This window comes from Rhodococcus sp. P4_F5 (genome assembly GCF_056401315.1).
This window is the reverse complement of the sequence record NZ_JBFUJP010000004.1, coordinates 1-25,707: the sequence shown is the minus strand read 5'-3', so window position 1 is coordinate 25,707 and position 25,707 is coordinate 1. Positions and strand designations below refer to the sequence as shown.

Annotated in this window: 22 protein-coding genes; 14 read left to right on the top strand and 8 right to left on the bottom strand. The window is 69.8% G+C overall.

Features of this window, described 5'->3' with window-relative positions:
* Position 1: 1 nt before the first annotated feature.
* Positions 2 to 898: an amidohydrolase family protein gene (locus AC1DU4_RS03705; protein ID WP_477837738.1), complete on the bottom strand. Its 897-nt coding sequence runs from the start codon at positions 896 to 898 to the stop codon at positions 2 to 4.
* Positions 899 to 1,226: 328 nt separating this feature from the next.
* Complete coding sequence (locus AC1DU4_RS03700) at positions 1,227 to 4,688, bottom strand: indolepyruvate ferredoxin oxidoreductase family protein (protein ID WP_477837737.1); 3,462 nt, start codon at positions 4,686 to 4,688, stop codon at positions 1,227 to 1,229.
* A gap of 164 nt (positions 4,689 to 4,852) precedes the next feature.
* On the opposite strand from AC1DU4_RS03700, the gene AC1DU4_RS03695 reads away from it, so the two are divergent.
* The 6 genes from AC1DU4_RS03695 to AC1DU4_RS03670 all read left to right on the top strand — a co-directional run bounded on the left by AC1DU4_RS03695 (position 4,853) and on the right by AC1DU4_RS03670 (position 10,154).
* Positions 4,853 to 5,365 (top strand): Lrp/AsnC family transcriptional regulator, encoded by a 513-nt coding sequence (locus AC1DU4_RS03695; protein ID WP_072846804.1) that lies wholly within the window; start codon positions 4,853 to 4,855, stop codon positions 5,363 to 5,365.
* Between the two features lie 102 nt (positions 5,366 to 5,467).
* Complete coding sequence (locus AC1DU4_RS03690) at positions 5,468 to 5,842, top strand: nuclear transport factor 2 family protein (RefSeq protein ID WP_477837736.1); 375 nt, start codon at positions 5,468 to 5,470, stop codon at positions 5,840 to 5,842.
* Between the two features lie 346 nt (positions 5,843 to 6,188).
* Complete coding sequence (locus tag AC1DU4_RS03685; RefSeq protein WP_477837735.1) at positions 6,189 to 7,355, top strand: LLM class flavin-dependent oxidoreductase; 1,167 nt, start codon at positions 6,189 to 6,191, stop codon at positions 7,353 to 7,355.
* Positions 7,352 to 8,398, top strand: a complete 1,047-nt coding sequence (locus AC1DU4_RS03680; RefSeq protein ID WP_477837734.1) for an alcohol dehydrogenase catalytic domain-containing protein — start codon at positions 7,352 to 7,354, stop codon at positions 8,396 to 8,398. Before AC1DU4_RS03685 ends, AC1DU4_RS03680 begins: the two co-directional genes overlap by 4 nt.
* Entirely contained in the window at positions 8,391 to 9,167 is a 777-nt protein-coding gene (locus tag AC1DU4_RS03675; RefSeq protein ID WP_072846761.1) for an SDR family NAD(P)-dependent oxidoreductase, read from the top strand. The genes AC1DU4_RS03680 and AC1DU4_RS03675 overlap by 8 nt, the downstream gene beginning before the upstream one ends.
* Before the next feature lie 60 nt (positions 9,168 to 9,227).
* Positions 9,228 to 10,154 (top strand): DNA-3-methyladenine glycosylase family protein, encoded by a 927-nt coding sequence (locus AC1DU4_RS03670; RefSeq protein ID WP_477837733.1) that lies wholly within the window; start codon positions 9,228 to 9,230, stop codon positions 10,152 to 10,154.
* A gap of 40 nt (positions 10,155 to 10,194) precedes the next feature.
* Here the strand turns inward: AC1DU4_RS03670 and AC1DU4_RS03665 are convergent, their stop codons facing one another.
* Positions 10,195 to 10,824, bottom strand: coding sequence for a TetR family transcriptional regulator (locus AC1DU4_RS03665; RefSeq protein WP_477837732.1), 630 nt, complete (start codon positions 10,822 to 10,824; stop codon positions 10,195 to 10,197).
* A 67-nt stretch (positions 10,825 to 10,891) separates the two neighbouring features.
* On the opposite strand from AC1DU4_RS03665, the gene AC1DU4_RS03660 reads away from it, so the two are divergent.
* A complete protein-coding gene (locus AC1DU4_RS03660) occupies positions 10,892 to 12,079 on the top strand; it encodes an alpha/beta hydrolase family protein (protein WP_477837731.1) in 1,188 nt (395 codons plus the stop codon).
* Positions 12,080 to 12,150: 71 nt separating this feature from the next.
* Here the strand turns inward: AC1DU4_RS03660 and AC1DU4_RS03655 are convergent, their stop codons facing one another.
* Complete coding sequence (locus AC1DU4_RS03655) at positions 12,151 to 12,894, bottom strand: SDR family NAD(P)-dependent oxidoreductase (protein ID WP_477837730.1); 744 nt, start codon at positions 12,892 to 12,894, stop codon at positions 12,151 to 12,153.
* 31 nt (positions 12,895 to 12,925) lie between these two features.
* Positions 12,926 to 13,849 carry a 3-oxoacyl-ACP reductase gene (locus AC1DU4_RS03650; RefSeq protein WP_477837729.1) on the bottom strand — a complete coding sequence of 308 codons (924 nt, stop codon included), beginning with the start codon at positions 13,847 to 13,849 and terminating at the stop codon, positions 12,926 to 12,928.
* 305 nt (positions 13,850 to 14,154) lie between these two features.
* Here AC1DU4_RS03650 and AC1DU4_RS03645 point away from each other — a divergent pair, with 305 nt between their 5' ends.
* Together AC1DU4_RS03645 and AC1DU4_RS03640 are read left to right on the top strand one after the other, a co-directional pair.
* Positions 14,155 to 15,648 carry an MFS transporter gene (locus tag AC1DU4_RS03645; RefSeq protein WP_477837728.1) on the top strand — a complete coding sequence of 498 codons (1,494 nt, stop codon included), beginning with the start codon at positions 14,155 to 14,157 and terminating at the stop codon, positions 15,646 to 15,648.
* Between the two features lie 210 nt (positions 15,649 to 15,858).
* On the top strand, positions 15,859 to 17,493 hold the full coding sequence (locus AC1DU4_RS03640) for an acyl-CoA synthetase (RefSeq protein WP_477837727.1): 1,635 nt from the start codon (positions 15,859 to 15,861) through the stop codon (positions 17,491 to 17,493).
* A 126-nt stretch (positions 17,494 to 17,619) separates the two neighbouring features.
* On the opposite strand, the gene AC1DU4_RS03635 is transcribed toward AC1DU4_RS03640, so the two are convergent.
* Entirely contained in the window at positions 17,620 to 18,114 is a 495-nt protein-coding gene (locus tag AC1DU4_RS03635; protein WP_477837726.1) for a nuclear transport factor 2 family protein, read from the bottom strand.
* Between the two features lie 31 nt (positions 18,115 to 18,145).
* Positions 18,146 to 19,015 (bottom strand): LLM class F420-dependent oxidoreductase, encoded by an 870-nt coding sequence (locus AC1DU4_RS03630; RefSeq protein ID WP_477837725.1) that lies wholly within the window; start codon positions 19,013 to 19,015, stop codon positions 18,146 to 18,148.
* Between the two features lie 220 nt (positions 19,016 to 19,235).
* Between AC1DU4_RS03630 and AC1DU4_RS03625 the strand changes: the two genes are divergently transcribed.
* The gene (locus AC1DU4_RS03625; protein WP_477837724.1) at positions 19,236 to 20,120 is read left to right on the top strand and encodes an IclR family transcriptional regulator; all 885 of its coding nucleotides are present in this window, start codon (positions 19,236 to 19,238) and stop codon (positions 20,118 to 20,120) included.
* Between the two features lie 60 nt (positions 20,121 to 20,180).
* Here the strand turns inward: AC1DU4_RS03625 and AC1DU4_RS03620 are convergent, their stop codons facing one another.
* Entirely contained in the window at positions 20,181 to 20,693 is a 513-nt protein-coding gene (locus AC1DU4_RS03620) for a flavin reductase family protein (protein WP_477837723.1), read from the bottom strand.
* Between the two features lie 157 nt (positions 20,694 to 20,850).
* Here AC1DU4_RS03620 and AC1DU4_RS03615 point away from each other — a divergent pair, with 157 nt between their 5' ends.
* The 4 genes from AC1DU4_RS03615 to AC1DU4_RS03600 all read left to right on the top strand — a co-directional run bounded on the left by AC1DU4_RS03615 (position 20,851) and on the right by AC1DU4_RS03600 (position 25,617).
* Entirely contained in the window at positions 20,851 to 21,729 is an 879-nt protein-coding gene (locus AC1DU4_RS03615) for an alpha/beta fold hydrolase (RefSeq protein ID WP_477837722.1), read from the top strand.
* Positions 21,726 to 23,423, top strand: coding sequence for an FAD-binding protein (locus AC1DU4_RS03610; protein ID WP_477837721.1), 1,698 nt, complete (start codon positions 21,726 to 21,728; stop codon positions 23,421 to 23,423). Before AC1DU4_RS03615 ends, AC1DU4_RS03610 begins: the two co-directional genes overlap by 4 nt.
* 66 nt (positions 23,424 to 23,489) lie before the next feature.
* Entirely contained in the window at positions 23,490 to 24,668 is a 1,179-nt protein-coding gene (locus AC1DU4_RS03605; RefSeq protein WP_477837720.1) for an acyl-CoA dehydrogenase family protein, read from the top strand.
* Positions 24,669 to 24,702: 34 nt separating this feature from the next.
* Positions 24,703 to 25,617, top strand: a complete 915-nt coding sequence (locus tag AC1DU4_RS03600; RefSeq protein ID WP_477837719.1) for a VOC family protein — start codon at positions 24,703 to 24,705, stop codon at positions 25,615 to 25,617.
* The last annotated feature ends 90 nt before the right edge of the window (positions 25,618 to 25,707 follow it).

Here is a 25,707-nt window from a genome sequence, read left to right as displayed (position 1 = left end):
GTCAGAGCCCGAACAGCGCGGCGGCGTTGTCGTGGCAGACCGCGCGCACCCAGTCGTCACCCAGCCCGAGTCGGTCCACCGCCTCGAGCGCGTGCACGTACGGGTACGGGATGTTCGGGAAGTCGCTGCCGAACAGGATCCGGTCGCCGTGCTCGCGCAGCCTGGCCGGGTCCGGAGCGGACAGCGGAGCGGCGTCGTTGATGAAGTCGGTGAATGCCATCGTGGTGTCCAGGTGCACCCGCTCGTACCGTTCGGCGAGGTCGAGGAAATCCGAGTACTCGGGCATGCCCATGTGCGCGATGACCAGGCGCAGCCGCGGGTACCGGGCGAGCAGGGCGTCGATCGGCTCCGGCCCGGTGAAGCGTCCGGGCGCGGGGCCGGAGCCACAGTGGATGACGATCGGGGTGCCGGCGTCCTCGAGCAGCCCCCACACCCCGTCCAGCAGCGGGTCGTTCGGCTCGTAGTCGCCTACCTGGATGTGCGACTTGAAGACCCTGGTTCCGGCGTCGAGCGCGGCGGCGACGTACTCCGCCGCGCCGGGCTCCGGGTAGAAGGTGGAGGTGTGCAGGCAGTCCGGGTTGCGGGCCGCGAACTCCACCGCCCACTGGTTCAGCCAGGCCGCCATGTCCGGCTTGTGCGGGTAGATCATCGAGGTGAAGGCACGGACCCCGTACGAGCGCAGCCGGTCCAGCCGGGCGTCCTCCTCGAGCCGGTACTGGATCGGCCACTCCATGCCGACGAGCGGGCCGGCCGAGTCGAAGTACGCCCACACCTTGTCCATCACGGACTTCGGCATGAAATGCGTGTGCACGTCGATGATCCCGGGCAGTCCGCGGTCCCGCAGGAACGAGGTCACCGCGTCCACATCGGCCTGGCGGCCGTCCACATCTCCACTCATCCACCCACCATTTCATGTCCCCCCTGGCCGTCGGCAGCGCGGTCGACAGAGAAGGTGGTCGTGATTACCGTGGCTGAGGTTGCACACATTGCACGCCCCTTTACGAAAGGCCCCGATGATCACCAACCTCGTCAACCTCGTCCTCGGCACCGTCGGCGGCAGCTCCGCAGGGAGCAGCGGCTACACCGTCGCGCCGGGAACCCTGCCCTTCGGCAGCTGACCGCACGAGGGCTCACGCTCAGACCCCGAACGGGCGGTTACCGGGACAACGGCCGAGAGGCCTCCTCGGTAACCGCCCGTTCGTCGTCCGACGGGGGCCGCCCGGCAATCAGGGCAGGTCGATGCCGAACTCGGCCAACTTCTCCCGGTACACCTCGACATTGCCGAGCTTGACGTCCTCGTAGCCGCGGACCACGTCGGGCAGGGCCGCGATCGTGGCGGCGCGGGCATAGCCGTCCCCGTCCAACCCGGCCGCCAGGCCCAGCACGGTCGCGCTGTAGTGCGCCAACAGTTCCCGCTCCACCCGTCGCACATGGGCGTAGCCGAACGGGTCCAGCCGGGTCCCGCGCAGTACCTTGCCCTTGGCCAGGAGCTTCAGCGCGACATGCGACTTCGGTCCCAGGCCGATCTTCTTCTTCCGGCCCAGCGCCCGCAGCACCGGCGGGTGCAGCTTGTACGTCAGGTTCTCGCCCCCCGGCACCTGGGACGCGACATCGGCGAGGAAGTCTGGGTCCACCAGCATCCGGGCCACCTCGTACTCGTCCTTGTACGCGGTGAACTTGAACAGCCCCCGGGCCACCGACTCGGAGAAGTCGGTCTGCTCGGTCACCGCGCGCTCGGCGGCCCACACCGACTGCACCGTATCGACGTAACGCCGGGCCACCGCGACGTTCTGGAACTCGACCAGCTGAGCGGCCCGCAGCTCGACCAGGCGGCGGACCTCGCCGTCGAAGGTCGTGTCGGCGAACAGTTCCGCCGGGGCCGCAGTCGCGGCGCGCGTGCCGCGGGTCGGCCGGGCGGCCGCGGCGAAGGCGTCGGGGTCGGCGATGGCGACCCGGCCCCACCGGAACGCCGCGACGTTGGCATCGACCGCCACGCCGTTGATGCCGATCGCCTCCTCGATCGCGGCCGCGGGCAGCCGCAGCCCACCCGCCTGAAAGGCGGCGCCGATCAGCAGGAAGTTCGCCGCCGCGGTGTTGCCGAACAGTTCCTGGGCGGCGGCGAGGCCGTCGAAGGACCGCAGCGTCTTCGACACCGAGTCGAGCCGGGAGAGCAGCAGCGGCTCGTCCGGGTAGCGGACCGACTTGTCGTAGACCATGTCGCCGGTCGGCGACTGGCTGGTCGAGGCGATCGACACGGTGGCGGCGCGGTCGCCGTAGCCGAGGTTCTTGTTGTCCGTGGCGGTGAGCAGGTCGAACGCGACGATGCAGTCGGCGCTGCCGGGGGTGAGCCGGTTGGCCGGCTCGAGCTCGCCGGCGCAGAAACGCAGGTGGGAGACCACGGGGCCGGCCTTCTGGCTCATGCCGATCTGGTCGAGGCTCTCGACCTGCAGGCCGGCGCGCAGCGCGGCCGTCGCCAGCACCTGGTTGACGGTGACGATGCCGGTGCCGCCGATCCCCGCCAGGAAGACGTTCTGGGTGTGGGTCAGCGGGCCGTGCTCGGGGTCGAGGCAGGAGGGCGGGACCGGCGTCGCGACGCGGGCGGCCTTCTTCTTGCCGGGCACCAGCTCGACCGTGACGAAGGAGGGGCAGTCCCCGTCCAGGCAGCTGTAGTCGGTGTTGCAGGAGGTCTGCTCGATACGGGTCTTGCGCCCGAACTCGGTGTCCACCGGTTGCACCGACAGGCAGTTCGACTTGACGCCGCAGTCGCCGCAGCCCTCGCAGACCGCCTCGTTGATCACCACGCGCGTGTTGCGGGTCGGCAGGGTGCCGCGCTTGCGCTGGCGCCGGGCGTCGGCCGCGCAGTGCTGGTCGTAGATCAGCACGGTGACGCCCTCGACCTCACGCAGCAGTTTCTGCGCCTCGTCGAGCCGGTCGCGGTGCCAGAGCGTGGTGCCCTTGGCGAGCGCGCGCTTGTTGTGCCGCTTGGGTTCGTCCGCGCAGATGATGATCTTCTTGACGCCCTCGGTGGTGAGCTTGTGCGTGAGCTGGGCGACCGTGAGCGCGCCCTCGGCGTCCTGCGCGCCGGTCATCGCGACGACGTCGTTGTAGAGGAGCTTGTAGGTGATGTTCACCCCGGCGGCGACGCAGGCCTGCACCGCGAGCTGGCCGGAGTGGAAGAAGGTGCCGTCGCCGACGTTCTGGAACATGTGCGGTACGTCGGTGAACGGTGCCTGGCCGATCCACTGGCTGCCCTCGCCGCCCATCTGGGTCAGGCCGGTCACCGCGCTGTCCGCGCGGCCGGACATGGTGACCAGCGTGTGGCAGCCGATGCCGCCGCCGCCGATCGAGCCCTCGGGGATGGCGGTGGACCGGTTGTGCGGGCAACCGCTGCAGAAGTAGGGGGTTCGCTTGGTGGTGAGCACCTCGAGCGAGAGTTGCGGCGGCAGAGACCTCTTCAGCTCCACGCGGTCGCGCAACACCCGGCGGAGCGGGCCGAGCAGCCGGCCGGCGGTGAGCTCGCCGTCGACGGGCATCAGCGGCCGGCCCGCGGCGTCGCGCTTGCCGAGGATCTGCGGGGTGTGCTCGGTGCCATAGAGGATCTCGCGGATCTGGGTCTCGATGAAGGCGGTCTTGTCCTCGACCACGATCAGCTGGTCGAGGCCGGCCGCGAACTCCGTGACCCTCCGGGCGCCGAGGGGGGTCGGCATGCCGATGCGAAGCAGGCGGATGCCGGCGCGGTGCAGGGCGGCCTCGTCCACGCCGAGGTCGAGCAGGGCCTGGCGCAGCGAGTCGTACGTGGTTCCGGTGGCGGCGAGGCCGATCCGGGCGCCGGACGGGTCGACCTCGATCACGTCGAGGTCGTTCGCGGCGCCGTAGGCGTGCACGACGGCCAGGCGTGGGCCGTACAGGTCGGCCTCGGCGATCACGCTGTCCGTAGGGACCGCCATCGGTCGCTGCTGGTACACGAACGGCTTTCCCTCCCATTCGATCTGGGGGACGGTGATGTCCAGCTGCGATACGTTGCCGTCGACCGTCCAGGCTCCGTCGGCGACGTCCGCGACGACCTTCAGTGCGACCAGACAGCCGGAGGCGCGGGAGAGCGCCACGCCGTGCATGCCCATGGTGATCATCTCTTCGGCGTTGCGCGGGAACAGGACCGGGATGCCGAGGGCGGCCAGCGACCGTTCGCTGACGGCGGGCACGGTCGAGGACTTGGAGGCCGGGTCGTCGCCGACCAGCAGCAGCACACCACCGTTGGGGTTGACGCCGTACATGTTGGCGTGCCGGAGGGCATCGGTTGCCCGGTCGACGCCGGGGCCCTTGCCGTACCAGACGCCGATCACGCCGTCGTGCGTCGCCTGGCCGGCAGGCAGGTCCGCCTGGCTGCCCCAGACCGCGGTCGCGGCGAGTTCCTCGTTGAAGCCTGGGACGAAGGTGATGTCGTGCTCGGCCAGCACCTGCGGCATGCCGTGCAGCATCTTGTCGACACCACCGAGCGGGCTGCCCTGGTAGCCGGAGACGAAGGTGGCGATGCGGCGGCCGGCGCGGATGTCGCGGACGTGCTGCTCGACGAGCTGACGGGCGATGGCCTGCACGCCGGTCAACAGGACCGGGCCGGCGCCCGAGCGGTAGCGGTCGCCGAGGTCGTAGGGCTGCGCCTGGTCTTCGCGTTCCACCAGTTCGGTCATGGTCTGCCACCGTTCCTGCGCGGCGCTTTTGTGAAGCTGTGCGCAATCTTTAGAGCAAGGGGTGCAGCAATAGTTCGCTCGGGTGGCGTAGCCGTCAACAACTGGCCAGCGGGCTAGGCGCTACGATCAGTTGTGACGCACGACACACGAGGGAGGTCACCATGGTGATCAGCATCGACCGGCTCGACGCCTCGCTGCTGGAACTGCTCACCGAGGACCCGCGGGCTCAGATAATGGACCTGGCGTCCCGGCTGGGCGTCGCGCGCAACACCGTCCAGTCGCGGATGCGCCGGCTGGAGGAGAGCGGCGTGGTCACCGGGTACCGGCCCGAGGTGGACCTGTCCGCGCTGGGGCTCTCGGTGCAGGCGTTCGTGGGCGCCGAGACCGAGCAGGGCCGGATCCAGGCCGTCGTCGAGGCGCTCCGTGGCGTGCCCGAGGTGCTCGAGGTGCACACCACCACCGGACGGGAGGACCTGCTGATCCGGATCGCGGCGCCCTCGCACGAGGACCTGCTGCACGTGCTCGAGCGGATTCTCGGGCTCCGCGGGGTCGCGCACACCACCACCACGCTGGCCCTGACGACACCGGTCAAGTACCGCACCCAGCCGCTGGTCGACCACCTCACCCGCGAGGCGGGGCACGGACGGTCGGCCGCGTCGTACCGGGGCGACGCGTGATCGAGCCGAGGAATCGGTGAGCGACATGTACATGTCCCGTCCCCGCTGATTGACTTGATCTTGTCGCTCTCGCCCGAGAACGGCAGAACGGGGAGGTGTCTCATGTCTACTGAGGAGAACATCGAGAACACGAAGGCGGGGTACGCGGCGTTCGCCGCCGGGGATGCGGAGGGGGCCATGTCCAAGCTCGCGGACGACATCGAGTGGATTGTGCCCGGTGAGAGCGCCGTCAGCGGCAGCTATCGGGGCAAGGACGAGGTCGCGGGGATGTGGATGAAGGTGGCCGAGAAGTCTCTGAAGACCACACCCCAGCACATCCTCGGCGACGACGATCTGGTCGTGGTCCTGACCCAGGTGACCGCAGGCGGGGAGAGCTGGGACGCCGCCGACGTCCTCACGTTCAGGGACGGGAAGGTCGTCAAGATCCAGAGCGCGTCCGACACGGCCAAGCAGGCGAAGGTGTTCGGCACGAGCTAGCGGGTTGCCCCGCCGAATTGGCGGGGCACGTCGTGGTGGCACGACTGCCGGACGGAACTGCGTCCGGCAGTCGGCGGGCGCCTGTGCGCGCGAGACGGCCAACGAGAGCGTGGTTCTGGACGGGTGCCAGGTGGCCGCGAGAATCCTGCAGGCCGTGGCCGCCGCCGGGCATCTGCACGTGTATCGCGCAGGCCTGGTGGGTGTTGTGCCGGTAGAGGCAATCGCGGACGCATCGGCCGGACTCCTCCGGCAGCCGGCGGAACTCCGAAAGTGCGTCGCAGATGTGGAATTGAATCTAGCCTCTGACGCACCTTCCCTTGGTCGAACAGCAAAGGTTGCCTTGAGTATGAGCAGACTTCGTTTCGGTGCGTTCATTGCCCCGCACCACGTGATAGGTCAGAACCCGACGACCGCGCTGCAACGCGACCTCGAGCTGATCGAGCACCTGGACCGCCTCGACTTCGACGAGGTCTGGATCGGCGAGCACCACTCCGCCGGCAGCGAGATCATCGGCTCGCCGGAGATCTTCATCGCGGCGGCGGCCGAGCGGACCAAGCGGATCAAGCTGGGTACCGGCGTCACCTCCCTGAGCTATCACAACCCGTTGTGGGTGGCGGACCGGATGGTGCTGCTGGACCACCTGACCCGCGGCCGGGTGATGCTCGGCGTCGGGCCCGGCTCCCTGCCGACCGACTCGTCGATGATCGGCCTCGACCCCACCGAGTGCCGGGAACTGCTCGAGGAGCACCTGGACATCGTGGTCCGCCTGCTGAACGGCGAGAGCGTCACCGCGACGACCAGGACCCACACGCTCGTCGACGCCCAGCTCCAGCTGCGGCCGTACTCGCACCCGATGTTCGACATCGTGGTGGCCGGGGTGGCCTCGCCCACCGGGCCGCGGCTGGCCGGCAAGCACGGACTCGGGCTGCTGTCGATCGGTGCGACGATGAGCCCCGACGGGTACGACGCGCTCGGCAAGCACTTCGGCATCATGGAGGAACGGGCGGCGGCGTTCGGCACCGAGGTCAATCGCGACCAGTGGCGTCTGGTCTGCCCGATGCACATCGCGGAGACCCTCGAGCAGGCCCGGGAGGACGTCCGCTACGGTCTCGGCGCGTGGGTCGAATACTTCGGCAAGACAGCGGCTTTCCCACACTTCGGGTCCGGCGGTGCGAGCATGGACATGATGATCGAGTACATGAACGACTCCGGCATGGGCATCATCGGCACCGTGGACCAGGCTCGGGAACTGATCGGCCGACTGCAGGAGCAGACCGGCGGCTTCGGCTCGATGCTGATGATGGCGACCGACTGGGCGAACCCCGCGGCCACCCGACGGTCGTTCGAGCTGATCGCGAACGAGGTCGCCCCGCACTTCCAGGGACAGTCCCAGCCGCTGTACGACGCCGCCGCGCGCGCCGGGCAGAGCCACGAGCGGCACAGCAAGGCACAGCTCGACGCCATCGAGCACATGGCGAAGAAGTACGAGGCCGAAGTGGCGGCCACGTCGTGAGGGCCGCAGTGCTGCACGGGATCGGGGACCTGCGGGTCGAGGACATCCCGGAGCCGGCCGTGCCGGACGGGTACGTGCTGATCCGGGTGGCGTACAACGGGATCTGCGGATCAGACCTCGGCGTCATCCACTCCTTCGGTGTCTCCGAGGTGGCGCACCCGCTCACCGGGGCGCACGGGCCGCAGGTGCTCGGGCACGAGTTCTCCGGCGTGGTCGCCGAGGTCGGTGCCGACGTCGACGGCATCGTGGTGGGCAATCGGGTTGTGGTGCAGCCGAATTACCACTGCGGTCGCTGTGCGCGGTGCCGGGACGGGCTCGAGCACCTGTGCGAGGTCGTCGCCTTCCACGGGCTGAGTGCGCCCGGCGGCGGACTCTCCGAGTTCACCGCGGTGCCCGCCGCCAACGTGCACGTGCTGCCCGACGGGGTGAGCCTCGAACAGGCGGCGCTGGTGGAGCCGTTGGCCGTCACCCACCACGCGGTCGCTCTGGCGCAGGCGCGGCCGGGTCAGTTCGCGCTGGTGATCGGCGGCGGACCGATCGGGATCGGCACGGCGCTCAACCTGCGCGCGAGCGGGGTGGAGCGCATCCTGGTCTCGGAGGCCGCCGCGCCGCGCCGGGCGATCGTCGAGGGTCTGGGACTGACTGTGGTGGACCCGCTTTCGGCGGACGTGCGGACCGCGGTGCACGAGCGTACGGACGGACTCGGTGCCGACATGGTGTTCGAGTGCGCGGGCGTCGCCGTCGCCGTCGAGACCGCCCTGGCGTCCGTCCGGGCGCGGGGGACGGTGGTGCTGCTGGCCACCTACAAGGAGCAGGTCCCGCTCAACACCTACGCGCTGATGTTCTCCGAGGCGCGGGTGATGTCGTCGCTGGCCTACAACCGGGACGAGGTCGCGACGGTGATCGAACGGATGGCGGCGGGCTCGTACCCGCTCGACGGATGGGTCGAGCGGGTGCCGCTGGAGATGGTGCTCGAGGGCGTGGCGGATGCCGCGGCCGGGCGACGGATGAAGGTACTCGTGGAGGTGTGCGGAGATGAGTGAGAATCGATTTGCCGGCAAGACGGCGGTGGTCACCGGGGCGGCATCCGGAATCGGCGCCGCCATCGCGGCCCGGCTCGTGGCGGAGGGTGCCAACGTCGTCGGCATCGATCTCGCGGCGGACAGGCTGGGGGAGCTGGCGAACTCGCTCGGGTCCGCGTTCGTCGCCGCGGTCGCCGACGTGACGGACGAGGCGGCGGTGGCCGAGGCGGTCGGGACTGCGGTCGAGCGCTTCGGTGGTCTCGACCTCGCGTTCAACGTGGCCGGCGCCGCGCGCGGCGGCCCGATCGTCGACCTGGCCGAGGAGGACTGGGACTTCACCGTCGACCTGGTGCAGAAGGGCGTGTTCCTGTGCACCAAGCACGAGGCCCGGCACATGCGGGAGCGCGGCGGCGCCATCGTCAACGTCTCGTCCCTGAACGCGCACGTCCCGATGTTCGGTGGCAGCCCGTACGTGACGGGCAAGGCGGGTGTGGAGGCGTTCTCCAAGAACGCGGCGCTGGAGCTCGCGCGGCACGGCATCCGCGTCAACACGGTGCTGCCGGGTCTGGTGGACACGCCGCTGGTGGCCGGCGTGATGGGCTACGAGCCCCTGCGCGAGCAGTTCCTGGCGATGATCCCGCTGGGCAAGGCGGCGACGCCGGAACAGGTCGCGGGGCCGTGCCTGTACCTGGCCAGCGACGACGCCGAGTACGTGACGGGTACGTCGCTGATGGTGGACGGCGGCTGGGAGCTGTCGGGATACCCGGATCTCAGCATCTTCGCGGGCTGAGGGCGTAGGCGGGCCGAGCCGCGCGACGGCCGAGGTCGTCGCGCGGCCTAGGGTGGGGCCATGACCGTCTCCGCAGCCCCCGTGGAGACCACGCACCGCAGCCCCCGCCCGCTGCTGCTGGCCGAGACGCTCGACCAGCTCGGCCGCGGCCGCGGCGACCCGTGCCACCGGGTCACTCCCGACGGCGCGATCTGGCGCACGTCGCTCATGCCCACCGGACCCGTCACCTACCGGCTGGTGCAGACCGACCGGCACACCGCCGCGTGCCGCGCGTGGGGCGCGGGTGCGGCGGAGTTCGTGACCACACTGCCGGACCTGCTCGGCGAACGCGACGACGCCACCGGGTTCGCGCCCGAGCACCCCAGGCTGGCCGACGCCCACCGGCGCTTCCCGGGCCTGCGGATCCCGCGGACCGGGCGGGTGTTCGAGGCTCTGGTGCCCGCGATCCTCGAACAGAAGGTGCACGGCATCGCGGCGAGGGCGTCGTGGCGCCGGCTGGTCACCGCGTACGGCGAACCCGCGCCGGGCCCCGCCCCCGAGGGCATGCGGGTCCCGCCGTCCGCGCGGGTGTGGCGCGGCGTCCCGTCCTGGGAGTTCCACCGGTCGGGTGTCGATCCGCGGCGGGCGCGCACCGTCGTCACCGCCGCCGCGGTCGCCGACCGGCTCGAGGAGGCCGCGGGGATGGACCCGGCGGCCGCGTTGCGCCGGCTGCGCGCGGTGAACGGGGTGGGGGAGTGGACCGCGGCCGAGGTGGCGCAGCGCGCGCTGGGCGACGCCGACGCGTTGTCGGTGGGTGACTTCCACCTCGCCGCGATGGTCGGGTGGTCGCTGCTGGGCCGGCCACTGGACGACCCCGGGATGGTCGAGTACCTGGAATCCGTCCGGCCGCACCGCTATCGGGCCGTGCGGTTGCTGTCGGTCGGCGGCTACGCGGTCAAGCCGAAGTTCGGGCCGCGCACCGCCGTCACGGACCACCGCCGGCACTGACGGGTCGGCGCGGAGGTCTCGGCGCGGGCGCCGGTCGGGGTCAGGGCGCCTCGAGCAGCGCCAACGCCAGCCGCACCAGTTCGGGTTCGAGTTCGTCGAGCGCCGTGGCGTCGGGCTCGCGCTCCCACGCGGCCAGCGATCCGATGACGAAACGGGCCATCAGCGCCACCCGTCTGGTCCGGCTGTCCTCGTGCAGGTGGGTCAGGGCATCGGCCATGTCGGTGAACAGGTTGTGCACCATCGCGACCGCCTCCCCCTGGGGCTGGCGTGCCAGCGCGGCGTCGTCGAGTGCGAAGACGTCGAGCCGGATCGTGGCCAGCCACTGCTCGTTGAAGCGGGCCCAGTAGCTCGGCTGCTGCCGACGCAGCTCCGCGACCAGCGGGCCGATGTAGGCCTCGACCATGACGGGCAGGTCGTACTCACCGCGGTCGTGTGCGGCGGCGAGGAACACCGCACGGTCGACGGTCACCCGCTCGGTGTGCAGCCGCCACACCGCCTCGAGCAGGCCGTCCCAGGACCCGAAGTGGTAGCTGATCGCGGAGTTGTTCTTGTGGCCGGCGGCCCGCACGACCGCACTGGCGGGCACGCCGTGCACGCCGCGTTCGGCGACGAGGCGCTCGGCGGCCTGTACGAGACTGAGACGAGCGGTTGACAGTGTGCTCTGCGTCACGGTAGTAAGAGGCCCTTCTTAACTTTTGCCGAGGCCGCCGCCCCGGCTCACCACCCGAGAGGCTGCCATGCGTCCGTCCCACGTTTCCGTCCGAATCATAGGCGCGTTGGCAGTCACTGCCATTGCTGTGACCGGCTGCTCGAGCAGCGACGACAACTCCGCCACGGCGGCCTCCCCGGTCCCGAACGGCGGCGACGTGCTCTCCTCCGCGTCGCTGACCAACGCGGCCGTGCTGCCGAGCGCCGGCCGCAGTGAGCTGATCACCTACGCATCGGAGAACGGCGAGGGCAAGCCGATCGTCGTCTCCGGCACCGTGGCGATCCCGTCCGGGACCGCACCGGAGGGCGGCTGGCCGGTGATCAGCTGGGCGCACGGGACCACCGGGATCGCGGACACCTGCGCGCCGTCCGGGGACACGGTCGACGGCGCCGTGCACGACTACGTCGGCACCGTCAGCACCACCCTCGACGAGTGGGTCAAGAACGGCTACGTGGTGGTCCAGACCGACTACGAGGGCATGGGGACGCCCGGCGACCACACCTACCTCAACGCGACCTCCGAGTCGAACGCGGTCACCGACATTGTCAGGGCCGCACGGCACCTCGACCCCGCGGTGGGCAGCAAGTGGTTCGTCGGCGGCCACAGCCAGGGCGGTGCGGCCGCGATCAGCGCGTCCGACCAGGCCGTCGACCGGGCACCCGAGCTCACCCTGCTCGGTGCGATCGCGGTCGCGCCCGGCAGCGGCCTGAGCCAGACCCCGCAGTACATCGCGAGCGGCAGCCAGGCAGTGGCGCCGGTCCTGTCCTTCCTGCCGATCACCCTGCTCGGTGCGGCGGCCGCGGATCCGGCGGTGGTGCCGGAGGAGATCGTCACGCCGGCAGCGGAGCCGCTGATGAAGGCGGCGCGGACCGGGTGCATCGCCGACATCCGCGCGGCCATCGGAGGCATTCAGGTGAACTCGGTGATCCGCCCGGGTGCGGACCTCGGTCCGTGGACGGACTACCTGGCCAAGCAGGAACCGTCGAACGCCAACCCCAAGGTTCCGGTGCTGTTCGCGCAGGGCACCGCGGACGCCCTGGTCACGCCGGCCGCCTCGCAGGTCCTGGTGAAGCAGTTGTGCGAGAAGGGAACCGAGCTCGACTACCGCAGCTACGAGGGGGCAGACCACCGCGCCAGCGTCGCCGCCTCGCTGGCGGACGCGACCGAGTTCACCAAGACGCTGCTGGCCGGCGAGAAGACGCCGACCACCTGCTGACCCGCTGAACATCAAGCGCCCCTTGGCTACTGGATCGCAGTAGTCAAGGGGCGCCGTTGTGTGCGGCTCGGTCAGCGGAGCTTGATGCTGCCGCCGTCGACCATCAGTGTCTGGCCGGTCATGTAGCTCGCGTCGGCGCTGGCGAGGAACACCGCGACCCGTCCGATGTCCGACTCGGGATCGCCGAACCGGTGCAGCGGCGTCTTGGCGAGCAGCACGTCCTCGATGCCGGGGTTGGCCTCGATGTAGGCCTGGACGCCCTCGGTCAGCGCGAGCGGCGAGATGATGTTGACGTTGACGTTGTCCGACGCCCACTCGTTGGCCGCGACCCGGCTGATCGCCCGGATCGCTTCCTTCGCGGCGCCGTACGAGCCCTGCGTCACGCTGCCGTCGATGCCCGCGCCGGAGGCGAAGTTGATCACCGACCCCTCGTTCGCCGCGAGCTGCGCGTGCGCGGCCTTCATCAGCCAGAACGTCGGGTAGAACCCGGTCCCGAACGACAGGTCGAGCATCTCCTGCGTGGTCTCGAGCAGCGGCGCCTGCCGGGACGCGTGCGCGTTGTTGACCAGCACGTCAAGCTTGCCGAACGCCTCGACCGCGGCGGCGACGATGGCCGCCGCGCTCTCCTCCTTGGAGATGTCCGCGTTCAGGAACTTCACGGCACTGCCGAGTTCGTCCTCCAGCGCCTTGCCCGCGTCGTCGTTGATGTCGACGACCAGGACCTGGGCGCCCTCCTTGGTGAACGCGCGGACGATGCCGCGTCCGATACCGCCCGCGCCGCCGGTGACGATCGCTACTTTTCCGTCCAGCCTCATGCGTGGCCTTCCCTGTGGTGTCGGTGGGGTGTCAGTTGATCGCGAGCGCCGGCTTCTCGAGCTCCGCCACGCCGTAGGCCGCATACGTCTCGTACGGGCCGCGGCCGACGAAGTAGGACGAGAGCTGCTGGTCGAGCTCGTCGACGGTGAACGCGGAACCCGCTGCGTCGAAACGGTTCTCGACCTGCGGTGCCGCCATCAACGCGACCATCTTGCCGTACACGACGAAGACCTGGCCGTTGATCTCGTGCGAGGCGGGGGAGGCCAGGTAGCTGACCAGGGTGCCGACACGCTCGGGGGCGAGCGGGTCGAGCGCGCCGGCGAGGTCGCCGGCCTCGCCGAACGCCTCGGCGGTCATCGCGGTCCGGGCGCGCGGGCAGATGGCGTTGGCGGTGACGCCGTAGCGGGACAGGCCCTGCGCGGTGGAGAGGGTCAGCGCGGTGATGCCGGCCTTGGCGGCCGAGTAGTTCGGCTGTCCGGCCGAGCCGAACAGGAACGCCTCGGAGGAGGTGTTGACGACGCGCCCGAAGATCGGTCCGCCGGCAGCCTTGCTGGCCTCGCGCCAGTACACGGCGGCCGCGCGACTGGTGGCGGCGTGACCCTTGAGGTGCACGCGGATGACGTCGTCCCAGTCGGACTCGCTGAGGTTGAAGATCATCTTGTCGCGGATCACGCCGGCGTTGTTGACCAGGATGTCGAAGGTGCCGAAGTTCGACACGGCCTCGGCCACCAGGCGCTCGCCGAGGGACCAGTCGGAGACGTCGCCGAGCACGGCGACGGCCTCGCCGCCGGCGGCCTTGATCTCGTCGACCACCTCGTGCGCGGCCTGGCCCATGTCGTTGACGACGACGCGTGCGCCCGCCGCGGCGAGGGCCAGTGCCTCGGCCTTGCCGAGTCCGGCGCCCGCCCCGGTGATGACGGCCGTCCGGCCTTCCAGGCTCACTGTTTCGCCCATGGGGGCCTCCTTCGTAGTTGGTGCGTTCGTGCTTCTGCTCGTAAAATTAGTATTAATTCTAGTTTGTCCGCAAGAGATCATCCCGCCCTGCGGTGGGCGGATGGAGGCATCCGTGAGAGGGCGCCATGAAAGACGCAATTCGTTCTAATTTGATTTCGAGGTTCTAGATTGGGTCATGGGTAGGGTGTCCAGTGGTCCCGGTCACTGGGAGTGACCCAGGACACGTGACGGATCCGTGGGATCTTTTCTCCGAAAGAGCTGGGTGAAATGCCCGGCAGTGGTAGTACGAGCGGTCCGGAGTCCCAATGAACAAGATGCCTCTCGCCAACGGCGAGGCAGAGCGCGCGCCCCTGACGAAGGGGCGGTCGTTCCTCCTCCTCGCAACGGTGATCCTGCTGGTCGAGGTCATCCCGCTGGCGTACAACTTCGTCACCCCGGCGCTGCCCGAGATCGCCGGGCACTTCCAGACCACCGCGGTCGGCTGGGTGATCACGCTGGTCACCCTGGTGCTCGCGGCGACCACGCCGATCATGGGCAAGCTCGGCGACATCTACGGCAAGAAGCTCGTGATGCTGTCGGCCTCCGGGGTGTTCGCGGTGGGCTGCCTGATCGCGGCGGTGGCGCCGAACTTCGAGCTCTTCCTCGTCGGGCGCGGCCTGCAGGGCGCGGGCATGGGCATCCTGGTGCTGGCGTACGGGCTGATCCGCGACGTGCTCCCGCGTGAGCTGGTCCCCGTCGCGGTGGGCTTCATCGCCACCGGCATGGGGGCGAGCACGATCCTCGGACCCGTCATCGGCGGCTACCTGATCGACCACTTCGGATACGCCAGCGTCTTCTGGGCGCAGCTGGCGCACGTGACGGTCGCCGGTGTCCTGGTCGCGCTGTTGGTCCCCGAGTCCACGCTGCGCACCAAGTCCCGCCTCGACGTGGTCGGCGCGCTGATCCTCGCCGTCGGCGCGTTCGTGCTGCTCTTCGGCATCGGCAAGGCCTCGACGTGGGGCTTCGCCGACGTCCGGACGCTGGGCACGGTGCTCGGCGGCGCGGCGATCCTCGCCGCCTGGCTGCTCTACGAGCGCCGGCCGGCCGAGCCGCTGGTCGACCTCGAGCTGCTGCTGCACCGCCCGGTCGCCAAGACCTTGACCGCCAGTGCGCTCGTGCAGTTCGTCCTGATCAGCCACTCGATGCTGATCCCGATGTTCGTCATGACCGACCGTTCGCTCGACCTCGGCTACGGATTCGGCCGGACCGCGCTCGGTGTCGCACTGTTCACCATCCCCACCGGCATCGCCTCGATGATCGCGGGGCCGGTCGGCGGCTACCTGTCCCGGCGGACCGGTCCCGCGCTGGTGCTGGTCGCCGGCGCCGGTGCCCTGGCCGTCGGCTCGGCCATGCTCGCGTTCGTGCACGACACCACCGGCCAACTGATCGCCGGCCAGATCGTGATGGGCCTGGGCCTCGGCGCCGCGTCCTCCGCGCTGCCGAACCTGATCATGGGCACGGTGCCCGCGACGTCGCAGGGCATCGCCGGCGGCATGCTCAACCTGTTCGGGTCGATGGGCAGCGCGATCGGCAGCCAGTTGGCCGTCGCGATCCTCACCGTCCCCGGCGTGCTGGTGGCCGCCAGCAAGATGCCGATGTACCAGGAGACCGGCTACGTCTACGCCTTCGGTGCCCTCGCCGTGGCCGGGGCGCTCGCCGCGGTGGTCGGGCTGTCACTGCACACCAATCGGAGCCAGTCCGCGCCCGGTTCGTCGGCACTCGTCGACGAGCCCGCGCAGTCGGTCGCGATCGGTCACTAGCCCCGGTGGGCCAGCGGACCCCTTGCGCGGGCCCACCGTGTTCGACCAGCGCCGTCGGAGCGCGTGCGGCGGCGTAGGCGAGATATTTTGGACAACTCACGATTTCGGCCCGGAGGCTTGGCTAACGTGACGGCTGACGCAGCAGCTGTCCGCCGCCACCTCACGGGAGCCCGAGCCTCCCGAACGGCCGCGCCCAATGAAAGGTCGACCATGTCGAGTACGTCCTCCGCCCTCAATCTCGCCGACATCTTCGAGGCTGTCGTCGACGCCATGCCGGACCGGGAGGTGCTGGTCTGTGACGATCAGCGCCGCACCCTCGCCGAGCTCGACGAGCGCGCCAACCGTGTCGGACACCACCTGATCGCCGCGGGGGTGCGGCCCGGCGACCACGTCGGCATGCACATGCGTAACAGCGTCGAGTTCGTCGAAACCTTGCTGGGGCTGTTGAAGATTCGGGCCGTCCCGGTCAACGTCAACTACCGGTACATCGACGCCGAGCTGCGCTACCTCTACGCCAACGCGGACCTGACGGCCGTCGTCGTCGACGCCGACTTCGTGGACCGGACCGCGGCCGTGGCCCCGGACTGCCCGACCCTGCGGCACGTGCTGGTGCTCGGGGAGCCCTCCGCGGCATCCGCCGCCGGGCTGGCCGCCGTGGTCCCGTCCGTCTCCAACTACCGGCGCGACGTCGACTCCGCTTCCGGAGCAAGGGATTTCCCGAGTCGCAGCAACGACGACCTGTTCGTCATCTACACCGGCGGCACCACCGGCATGCCCAAGGGCGTGCTGTGGCGGCAGGAGGACTTCTTCCGGTCCGCCCTGGTGAGCGGCAACCAGTACGGCGACGGCTACGACGACGGTCCGTCACTGGCCGCCGCACACGCCCAGAACCCCACCCCGCCGAGCTTCCTGCTCACCGCGCCGCTGATCCACGGCGCGGCGGTGTACACGCTGTTCACCGGCCTGTTCATGGGTACCAAGACGGTGCTGATGCGGCAGTTCGACGCGCTGGAGTCGCTGGCGCTGATCGAGCGGGAGAAGGTCAACATCTACATGATCGTCGGCGACGCCATCGGCCGGCCGTTTGCCGACGCGGTGGCCGAGCACGGCGGCGAGTTCGACCTGTCCTCGCTGTTCGTCGTCGGCTCCGGCGGGGCGCTGTGGTCGCAGGCCGTGCGCGACCAGATCACCGGACTGTTCCCGAACATCTACCTCAACAACGGATTCGGCTCCTCGGAGTCCGGCATGGACGGCAGCATGCAGGCGCTCGAGGACGGCTCGCTGCGGATGGCGCCGCGGCCCGGCGTCTGTGTCGTCGACACCGACCTGCGCCCGATCGCCCCCGGCTCGGACGACATCGGCTGGGTCGCCCACTCCGGGCACGTGCCGCTCGGCTACTACAACGACCCCGCCAAGACCGCCTCCACGTTCCCCGTCGTCGACGGGGTGCGGATGTCGGTGCTGGGCGACATGGCGCGGATCGAGGCGGACGGCTCGATCGTCATCCTCGGTCGCGGGTCGGCCTGCATCAACTCCGGCGGCGAGAAGATCTACGTCGAGGAGGTCGAGGAGGCGCTCAAGAGCCACCCGGCGGTCTTCGACACGCTGGTGGCCGGCCTGCCGGACCCGCGGTTCGGTCAGCGGGTCGCGGCCGTCGTGCAGCTGCGCGAGGGTGCGGCGGCCACGGCCGAGGAGCTCACCGAGCACTGCCGGGAGCGGATCGCCCGGTACAAGGTGCCGCGCGAGATCGTCGAGGTGCCGGCGATTCTGCGTTCGCCGTCCGGCAAGGCCGACTACCGCTGGGCCCAGAGCACATTGGAGAAGGAGTCGGCGGCCCGCGGCTAGCGACATCGCCCACCCAAGAGTTGAACGAGGCGAGCCCCCGACGGATTTCTCCGTCGGGGGCTCGCCTCTGTCCAGCGGGTGATGCGCTCGGGCCAGGGGGCCTGGCAGACCGTCTCGGTGCCGGATTCAGGCCTTGGCGGTGACGCCCGCCGAGAGGATCTCGCGGGCCGAGTCGCGGCCGTCGATGATCCGGTTGGTACGCAGGGTGACCATCCACCGGCCGTCGATGCGGGCGAATTCCCAGCGGTTCGCGGTGATCCGGGCGACGTGGTAACTGCGGGTCTCGGGATCGTGCTTGACCAGCTGCGAGTGGCAGGTGGCGACAGCGGTGTCGCCGTCGATCTCGAGGTGCGGCGGTCCGACGAGGTGGCCGCAGCCGCCGGCGATGTAGGACTGGTGCGGGGCGGAGTGCACCATCGCCTCGATCTCGGCGCGTCCGGACAGGCAGCCGGTGTCGACGTCGTAGACGCCGTCCTCGGTCCAGAGCCCGGCGACCGCGGCGCTCTCGCCGCTGTCCACGGCGGGGCCGTAGGCGCTGATGATGTTCATCAGCTCGAGCTTGTCCTCGAGCAACTGGACGCGCTGTTCGAGCCGGACGAGCAGGTCTGCGGTGTCGGTCATGGGACGGGACTCCTTGATGTCGGGTCGGGGTTCAGTCGAAGTCGATGCCGAGCGGAACCGCCAGCGCCACGAGCGCCGCGAGCTGGTCGGTGAAGTGGTCGGGGCTGGTCGCGGCGATGTTCACGCTGGCGATCGTGGCGCCGGCATCGCGGAGCCGGGACAGCGTGGTGGCGGCGGCGTCCGCCGCCCCGGTCGGGTCCAGGGTCCGGCCGGCGTTGAGCACGATCTCCATGTCTTCGGGCACCGGGGCCTTCGCGAGCATCCCGGCCAGGTCGTCGATCCGCAGGCCGAAGGGGACCCAGCCGTCGCCGAGTTCGATGGCCCGGCGCAGCGAGCGGGGCGTGCGTCCGCCGATCCACAGGGGCACGTGCTGTTGCACCGCGTGCGGCTCGACCACGAAGTTCTCGAAGTCGTAGAACTCGCCGTGGTACTCCGGGTTGGGCTTGCCCAGCGCCGCCCGCAGTGCGCGCAGTGCATCGTCGGCAAGCGCGCCCCGGCCCTCGAACTGCGCGCCGATCAGGTCGAACTCCTCGCGCAGGCTGCCGACGCCGAGTCCCAGGGTCACCCGGCCGCCGCTGAGTCGGTCGAGGGTGCCGTAGCGCTTGGCGATCTCGAGCGGGTGGTGGTAGCCGAGCACCAGCACCTGGGTGACCAGCCGGATCCGACTGGTGCGGGCGGCGAGGAAACCGAGCGTCGACAGTGGGTCCCAGTAGGTCCCGCCGCGCTCGGTGGCGATCTCGACCGGGACCGCGACATGCTCGCTGCAGGTCACGTGGTGGAAACCGAGTCGGTCTGCGGCCTCGGCGATCCGGGCGACCTCGTCGATCCCCGCGCCGACCTCCCAGTCCGCACGGGTGGCCGGATGCTGGATGAGCACGGGGYTGACGATCCCGATTCGCATGTTTCTCTCGCTCCGTGTGGGTGGGTGGTGGGGCGTGGGCCGGCGCCGTAGTTGTCTGATTTCATATCGCAGTGGCCACGGCCTCGTCGACTGCCTCCCGCTGAACGGGACGTGCCGTTTCGCGACGGGGGCTCCCGTTCGACGGGGGAAGTTGCTACTGTTTTAGAAATCATTTCAGTTTTGCAGATCGGGAATCTCGATCGGTATCGGAGGAGACGCCATGACGGTGCTCACAGACGCCCCCGCCGCAAGCGACAAGCGCGACGTTCCCCCCTCCATGGTTGAGCGGATGACCCTCATCCTCGATGCGTTCGACGGCCGGGCCGCCCGGCTCACGCTGGAAGAGGTGGCGTGCCGTTCGCGTCTGCCGCGGTCGACCGTGCACCGCATTCTCGACTCGCTGGTCAAACTGAACTGGGTCGAGCATGCGTCGTTCGGCTACCGGCTCGGCCGGCGTGCCCTCGGCATCGGCGGCGAGGGCGGACACGCCGAGGTCCGCGAGGCCGCGGCGCCGCTGCTGCACGAACTGCACCTGCAGACCGGCATGGTGGTGCACCTGTCCGTCCTCGACGGGCACGAGATCATCTACCTCGACAAGGTCGGCGGGCGACTGGCCAGCTCCATCCCGTCGCGGGTGGGCGGTCGCATCCCCGCGCAGTCCTCCGCCTGCGGCAAGGCGATGCTCGCCTGGTTGGACCCGGAGCGGGTCGACGCGCTGTTCGAGGGCAACCTGGGCCGCTCCACCGAGCGGACCATCGACGACCTCGGCATCCTGCACCTCGAACTCAACCGGATTCGGCAGCGTCGGGGCCTGGCGTTCGAGCGTGAGGAGTCGGCCCGGGGAGTGGCGTGCGTGGGCAGCGCGGTGCGGGGGCCCGAGGGCCCCGTCGCCGCGGTCTCGCTGTGCGGGGATTCCCGCACGGTGCAGCTCGAACGGGTCGCCCCCCTGGTCGTCGACGCCACCCGCGAGATCGCCCGGACCCTCTACCCGGAGCTGGGCACCCCGCGCCGGGCCGTGCCGCCGGCCCCGGTGGTGCCCGCGGACACCTGGTCGCCCGAGGCGAGGAGCCGGCTGCTGTCGGTGCAGAGCGGCGGCTGGATCTAGTCCGGTCACTCGGGCCTGACGGGCCAGGGCCAGCCCAACCGGGCCGACGAGCCCGGCCCGTCAGGCGCCGCCGAGTCCGAACTGGCCGCGGAAGAACACCATCGGCGCGGCGCCGTGGACCTCCTCGAGTTCCAGCACCCGGCCGATCACCACGTCGTGGTCGCCGGCCAGGTGCACCGCGTCGACCTCGGCGTGCACCCGCGCCAGGACCCGCGGCAGCGCGGGGGTCTCCCAGCGGGACAGGTCCCAGTCGAGGTCGTCGAACTTGCGGCCGCGGCTCGAACCGAACCGCCCGCACATCTCCTCCTGGGTCTCCGCGAGGACATTCACCGTGAACCGTCCGGACCGGCGGATCCGGGGCCAGGCGACGCCGCGGTGATCGGCGCAGAACAGGACCATCGGCGGGTCCAGCGACACCGACGCGAAGGACTGGCAGGCGAATCCGACGGGACCGTCGTCGTCGAGGCCGGTGACCACGGTGACCCCGCTCGCGAACTGGCCGAGGACCCGCCGCATGTCGGCCGGCTCGGGGGTGAGGGACTTCGGGGTGTCTACCTGGGTGTCTGCGACCATGGCCCGAGCGTAGGAACGGCCGGTCCGGCCGTCGGCCGGGTTCCCGATGAGTGGAACTCGTCCCGAGCCCCGTCGAGGAGGGTCGGAAGACCCTTCGTAATCTCGCTGATCGGGATCTTGGGTCCCTGAGTGGGCAGGTGCTGGCAGCGTGAGTTTCATGACGAGCGAACTCACCTACGAGGGCACCTTGCGGGAGGTCCAGACCGACCGTGGCCTGCTGAAATACCACGAGGCCGGCGACGGTCCGCCTCTGCTCCTGCTGCACGGCTCCGGGCCGGGTGTCACGGGGTGGCGCAACTACCGTGGTGTGCTCGGCGATTTCGCGGAGCACTTCCGCTGCCTGGTGCTCGAGTTCCCCGGCTTCGGCGTCAGCGACCCCGGCGACGGCAACCCGATGGTCATGGCACTGGCCTCGGTGGGCACCTTCCTCGACGCCATCGGCGTCGAGGGACCGGTGGACATGATCGGCAACTCGATGGGCGGGATCGTCGCGACCAACGTCGCCATCCACCAGCCCGAGCGAGTCAACAAGCTCGTCACCATCGGCGGCATCGGCAAGAACGTCTTCGCGCCGGGCCCCGGCGAGGGCATCAAGCTGCTGATGGAGTTCACCGACAACCCGACCCGCGAGGGCCTGGTCCGCTGGCTGCAGTCGATGGTCTACGACCCGGCCGTGGTCACCGAGCAGCTGATCGAGGAGCGTTGGGCGCTGGCCACCGAGCCGCTGACGCTGGAGATCGCCGCGCGGATGTACAGCAGCAAGGCGTTCGCCGCCAACACGGCCGCCGCGAAGGCGTCCGGGATGACGCCGTACTGGGCCCAGTTCCACAAGATCAAGGCCCCCACCATGCTGACCTGGGGTCGCGACGACCGGGTGAGCCCCGTCGACATGGCGATGCTGCCGATGCGCGACATCCCGAACGCGGAACTGCATGTGTTCCCCAACTGCGGCCACTGGACGATGATCGAGGCACGTGAAGCCTGGGTCTCGGCGGTGCTGGCATTCCTCACACGCAAGGACGGACAGACCGAATGACCAACTGGGACAACTTCGACCAGGTCGTCGACTTCCTCGTCGTCGGCAGTGGCGGTGGCGGCATGTCCGCGGCCATCGCGGCGGCGGACAGCGGCCTCGACACGCTGGTGATCGACAAGGGAAAGACCTTCGGCGGTTCGACCGCGATCTCCGGTGGCGGCATCTGGATCCCGAACGCTCCGACGCTGATCCGCAAGGGCGCGCAGGACGATCCGGCTGCGATCCGCCGGTACCTCAAGAATCTCACCGCGGGCGCCGGCGTCACCGACGCGCGGATCGACGCGTACATCGCCGGCGGCCCGAAGCTGATGGAGCTGCTCGACACCAGCCCGCACATGAGGCTGTACTGGGTGAAGGGCTACTCCGACTACCACCCGGAGGACGACGGCGGCAGCGCGCTCGGCCGCACCATCGAGTGCATGCCGTTCGACACCCGCAAGCTGAAGGAGGACGAGAAGTTCCAGCGTCCGAACAGCATGAAGGGCCCGCTGGGCCTGTGGGTCACCTCGAAGGACTACCACGACCTCGCGATGGTCAAGCGCACCTGGAAGGGCCGCAAGGCCTCGCTGGTCGCGGCCTGGCGGGTGGCGTCCAACGTGGTGCGGCGCCGGCACATGTCCACCGGCGGTCGCGCGCTGGTGGCCCGGATGCGGATGGTGCTCAAGGACGCCGGCATCCCRCTGTGGCTGAAGACCTCGATGACGGAACTGGTGACCGACGCGAACGGCGTCGTGATCGGTGCGGTCGCCGAGCGCGACGGCAAGACGGTCCGGATCGGCGCGCGCCGCGGCGTGCTGCTGGCCACCGGCGGCTTCGACCACAACCAGCAGATGCGTGATCAGTACCTGCCCGAGTTCGGCCGCGCGAACATCAGCGCCGGCGCCAAGGAGAACGTCGGCGACGGCATCGTGGCCGGCCAGCAGCTCGGCGCCGCAGTCGACCTGATGGACGACGCCTGGTGGATGCCGTCCGTGTTCCATCCGATGGGCGCGGTGATCCCGCTGGTCTCCGAGCGCTGCATCCCGCCGTCGGTGATCGTCAACAGCCAGGGCGAGCGCTTCACCAACGAGTCGTCGCCGTACGTGAACTTCGTGCACGACCAGCTCGAGGGCGGTCACGTCCCGGCCTGGTTCATCATGGACACCAAGGCGAAGAACCGTTACCCCTTCGCGCAGGTGCTGCCGAACATGCCGTTCCCGCAGGGCTTCTACGACTCCGGCGTGGTGCACAAGGCCGACACGCTGGCCGAGCTGGCCGCGAAGGTCGGGATCCCCGCGGACAAGTTGGCGGCCACGATCGAGCGGTTCAACGGATTCGCCCGCAGCGGCACGGACGAGGACTTCGGCCGGGGCGAGAGCGCCTACGACCGGTACTACGGCGACCCGACCATGAAGAACCCGAACATGGACGAGATCGTCAAGGGCCCGTTCTACGCGATTCGCTGCGAGGCCGGTGACCTGGGCACCAAGGGCGGGCTCGTCTGCGACGAGAACAGCCGAGTGCTGCGTGCCGACGGCACCGCCATTGCCGGGCTGTTCGCCACGGGCAACACCACCGCTTCCGTGATGGGCAACGAGTACGCCGGCGCCGGCGCCACCATCGGTCCGTCGATGGTCTTCGGATATCTCGCCGCGAGGTACGCCGCCGCGAATACTCTCCCACTGAGCGAGAGCGCACCTGCGACGTCCAGCTGAGGCTGGGACGTTCGTCAGCAGGAGGCGGCTCGCCGCCAGATAATTCACAAGAGAGCCGAGGAAGTCATGGGTCAGGTTCAGGAACGCATTGCGCAGTACGCAGACGAGATCCGCGCGGAGGGCGCCGAGGGCGACAAGCTCATGCGCCTGTCGGACACGTCCGCCAAGCGGCTGCGTGAGTCCGGCGCCATCAGGATGCTGCAGCCGAAGAAGTACGGCGGCCTCGAGGTGCACCCGCGCGAGTTCGCGGAGACCGTGATGAGCGTCGCCGCAATGGACGGCGCCACCGGGTGGATCAACGGCATCGTCGGCGTGCACCCGTGGGAGATGGCCTTCTCCAGCGAGCAGCTGCAGGAAGACATCTGGGGCCAGGACAACGACACCTGGGTCGCCTCGCCGTACGCGCCGCTGGGCGTCGCGAAGCCGGTCGACGGGGGCTTCGTCCTCAACGGCCGCTGGCAGTTCTCCTCCGGCACCGACCACTGCCAGTGGGTCGTCCTGGGCGCGATGCGCGGTGACGAGAACGGCAAGCCGCTGATGCCGCCGGTCTCGATGCACGTGTACCTGCCCCGCGAGGACTACGAGATCGTCGAGGACTCCTGGGACGTCATCGGTCTCCGCGGCACCGGCTCCAAGGACGTCATCGTCAAGGACGCGTTCATCCCGACGCACCGGACGATCCTGGCCAGCGACGTGATGGACGGCACCGCCCAGCGCGAGTCCGGCCGCACCGAGACGCTCTACAAGATGCCGTTCTCCTGCATGTTCCCGCTCGGCATCACCTCGGCGGTGATCGGCATCGCCGAGGGCGCGCTGTCCTGCCACATCGAGGCGCAGAAGACCCGTGTCGCGATCACCGGCACCAAGATCAAGGACGACCCGTACGTCCTCTACGCCATCGGTGAGGCTGCCGCCGAGATCGCGGCCTCGCGGGCGGCGCTGCTCGAGACCGTCGACCGGTTCTGGGACATGACCGAGAAGGGCAAGGAGATCGACTTCGAGGCCCGGGCCATCGGTCGTCGTACCCAGACCGCCGCGGCGTGGCGAGCCGTGCGTGCCGTCGACGAGATCTTCGCCCGGTCCGGTGGCAACGCTGCGCACTACAAGTTCCCGATGCAGCGTTTCTTCCGGGACGCGCACGTCGGTATCGCGCACGCCATCCATGTGCCCGGTTCGATCTTCCACTCGTCGGCGCTCACCCAGCTCGGTGGCGAGCCGCAGGGCATCCACCGGTCGATGATCTAGGCCCACTCGACACGTAGAAGGATTGGTAGAGAACATGACTGAAATCCGGTCGCTCGGATACCTCCGCGTCCAGACGACGGACATCCCGCGCTGGCGCGAGCTGGTCGTCGACGGCCTCGGCATGGCCGTCGGGTCGGGTCCTGAGCCGGACGGGCTGTACCTGCGGGTCGACGAGCGTCGCTCGCGGCTGCAGGTGCTGCCCGGCGACGTGGACCGTGTGCTGGCCGTCGGCTGGGAGGTCCGCGACCAGTTCGCGCTCGAGGCTGTGCGCGAGCAGGTCGAGAAGTCGGGCGTCGAGGTCACCGAGCTGACGGAGGAGGAGTCGCTCTACCGGGACGCCGAGCGGGTCATCGCCTTCCGTGACCCGTCCGGCACCCAGGTCGAGGTGTTCTTCGGTCCGGTTCTCGACCACAGCCCGGTGGTGACCCCGCACGGCGGGAACTTCGTCACCGGGGCGTGCGGGCTCGGGCACGTGGTGCTGCCGACGCCGGCGGCCACTGAGACCTACGCCTTCTACACCGAGGTGCTCGGGTTCCTGCCGCGCGGCGCGGTCCGCCTCGGCGGTCCCGACGCGCCCCTGCCGGCCCGGCGGGTGCGCTTCCTCGGCGTCAACCAGCGGCACCACAGCCTGGCGATCTGCCCGGCGCCGCCGACCGAGGCCCCCGGCATGGTGCACCTGATGATGGAGGTCGACACGCTCGACGCGGTCGGTCAGGCGCTGGACCGGGTCGGCAGGCTCGGGTTCTCGATCTCGTCCACGCTGGGTCGGCACACGAACGACAAGATGGTCTCGTTCTACGTGCGGGCACCGGGTGGCTGGGACCTCGAGTTCGGCACCGAGGGCATGCTCGTCGACGAGAGCCACTACACCGCGGAGGAGATCACCGCGGACAGCTACTGGGGCCACGACTGGTCCGGCACCGAGCCGCTGGCCGCGTTCCAGCAGTAGCCATCGCTGTCGGGCTGCCTCCGGGTAGCCCTGCGGCCGTAGCAACCTGATCGCCACCACTGGGCATCAGTCACGTACCGAATACGTGGC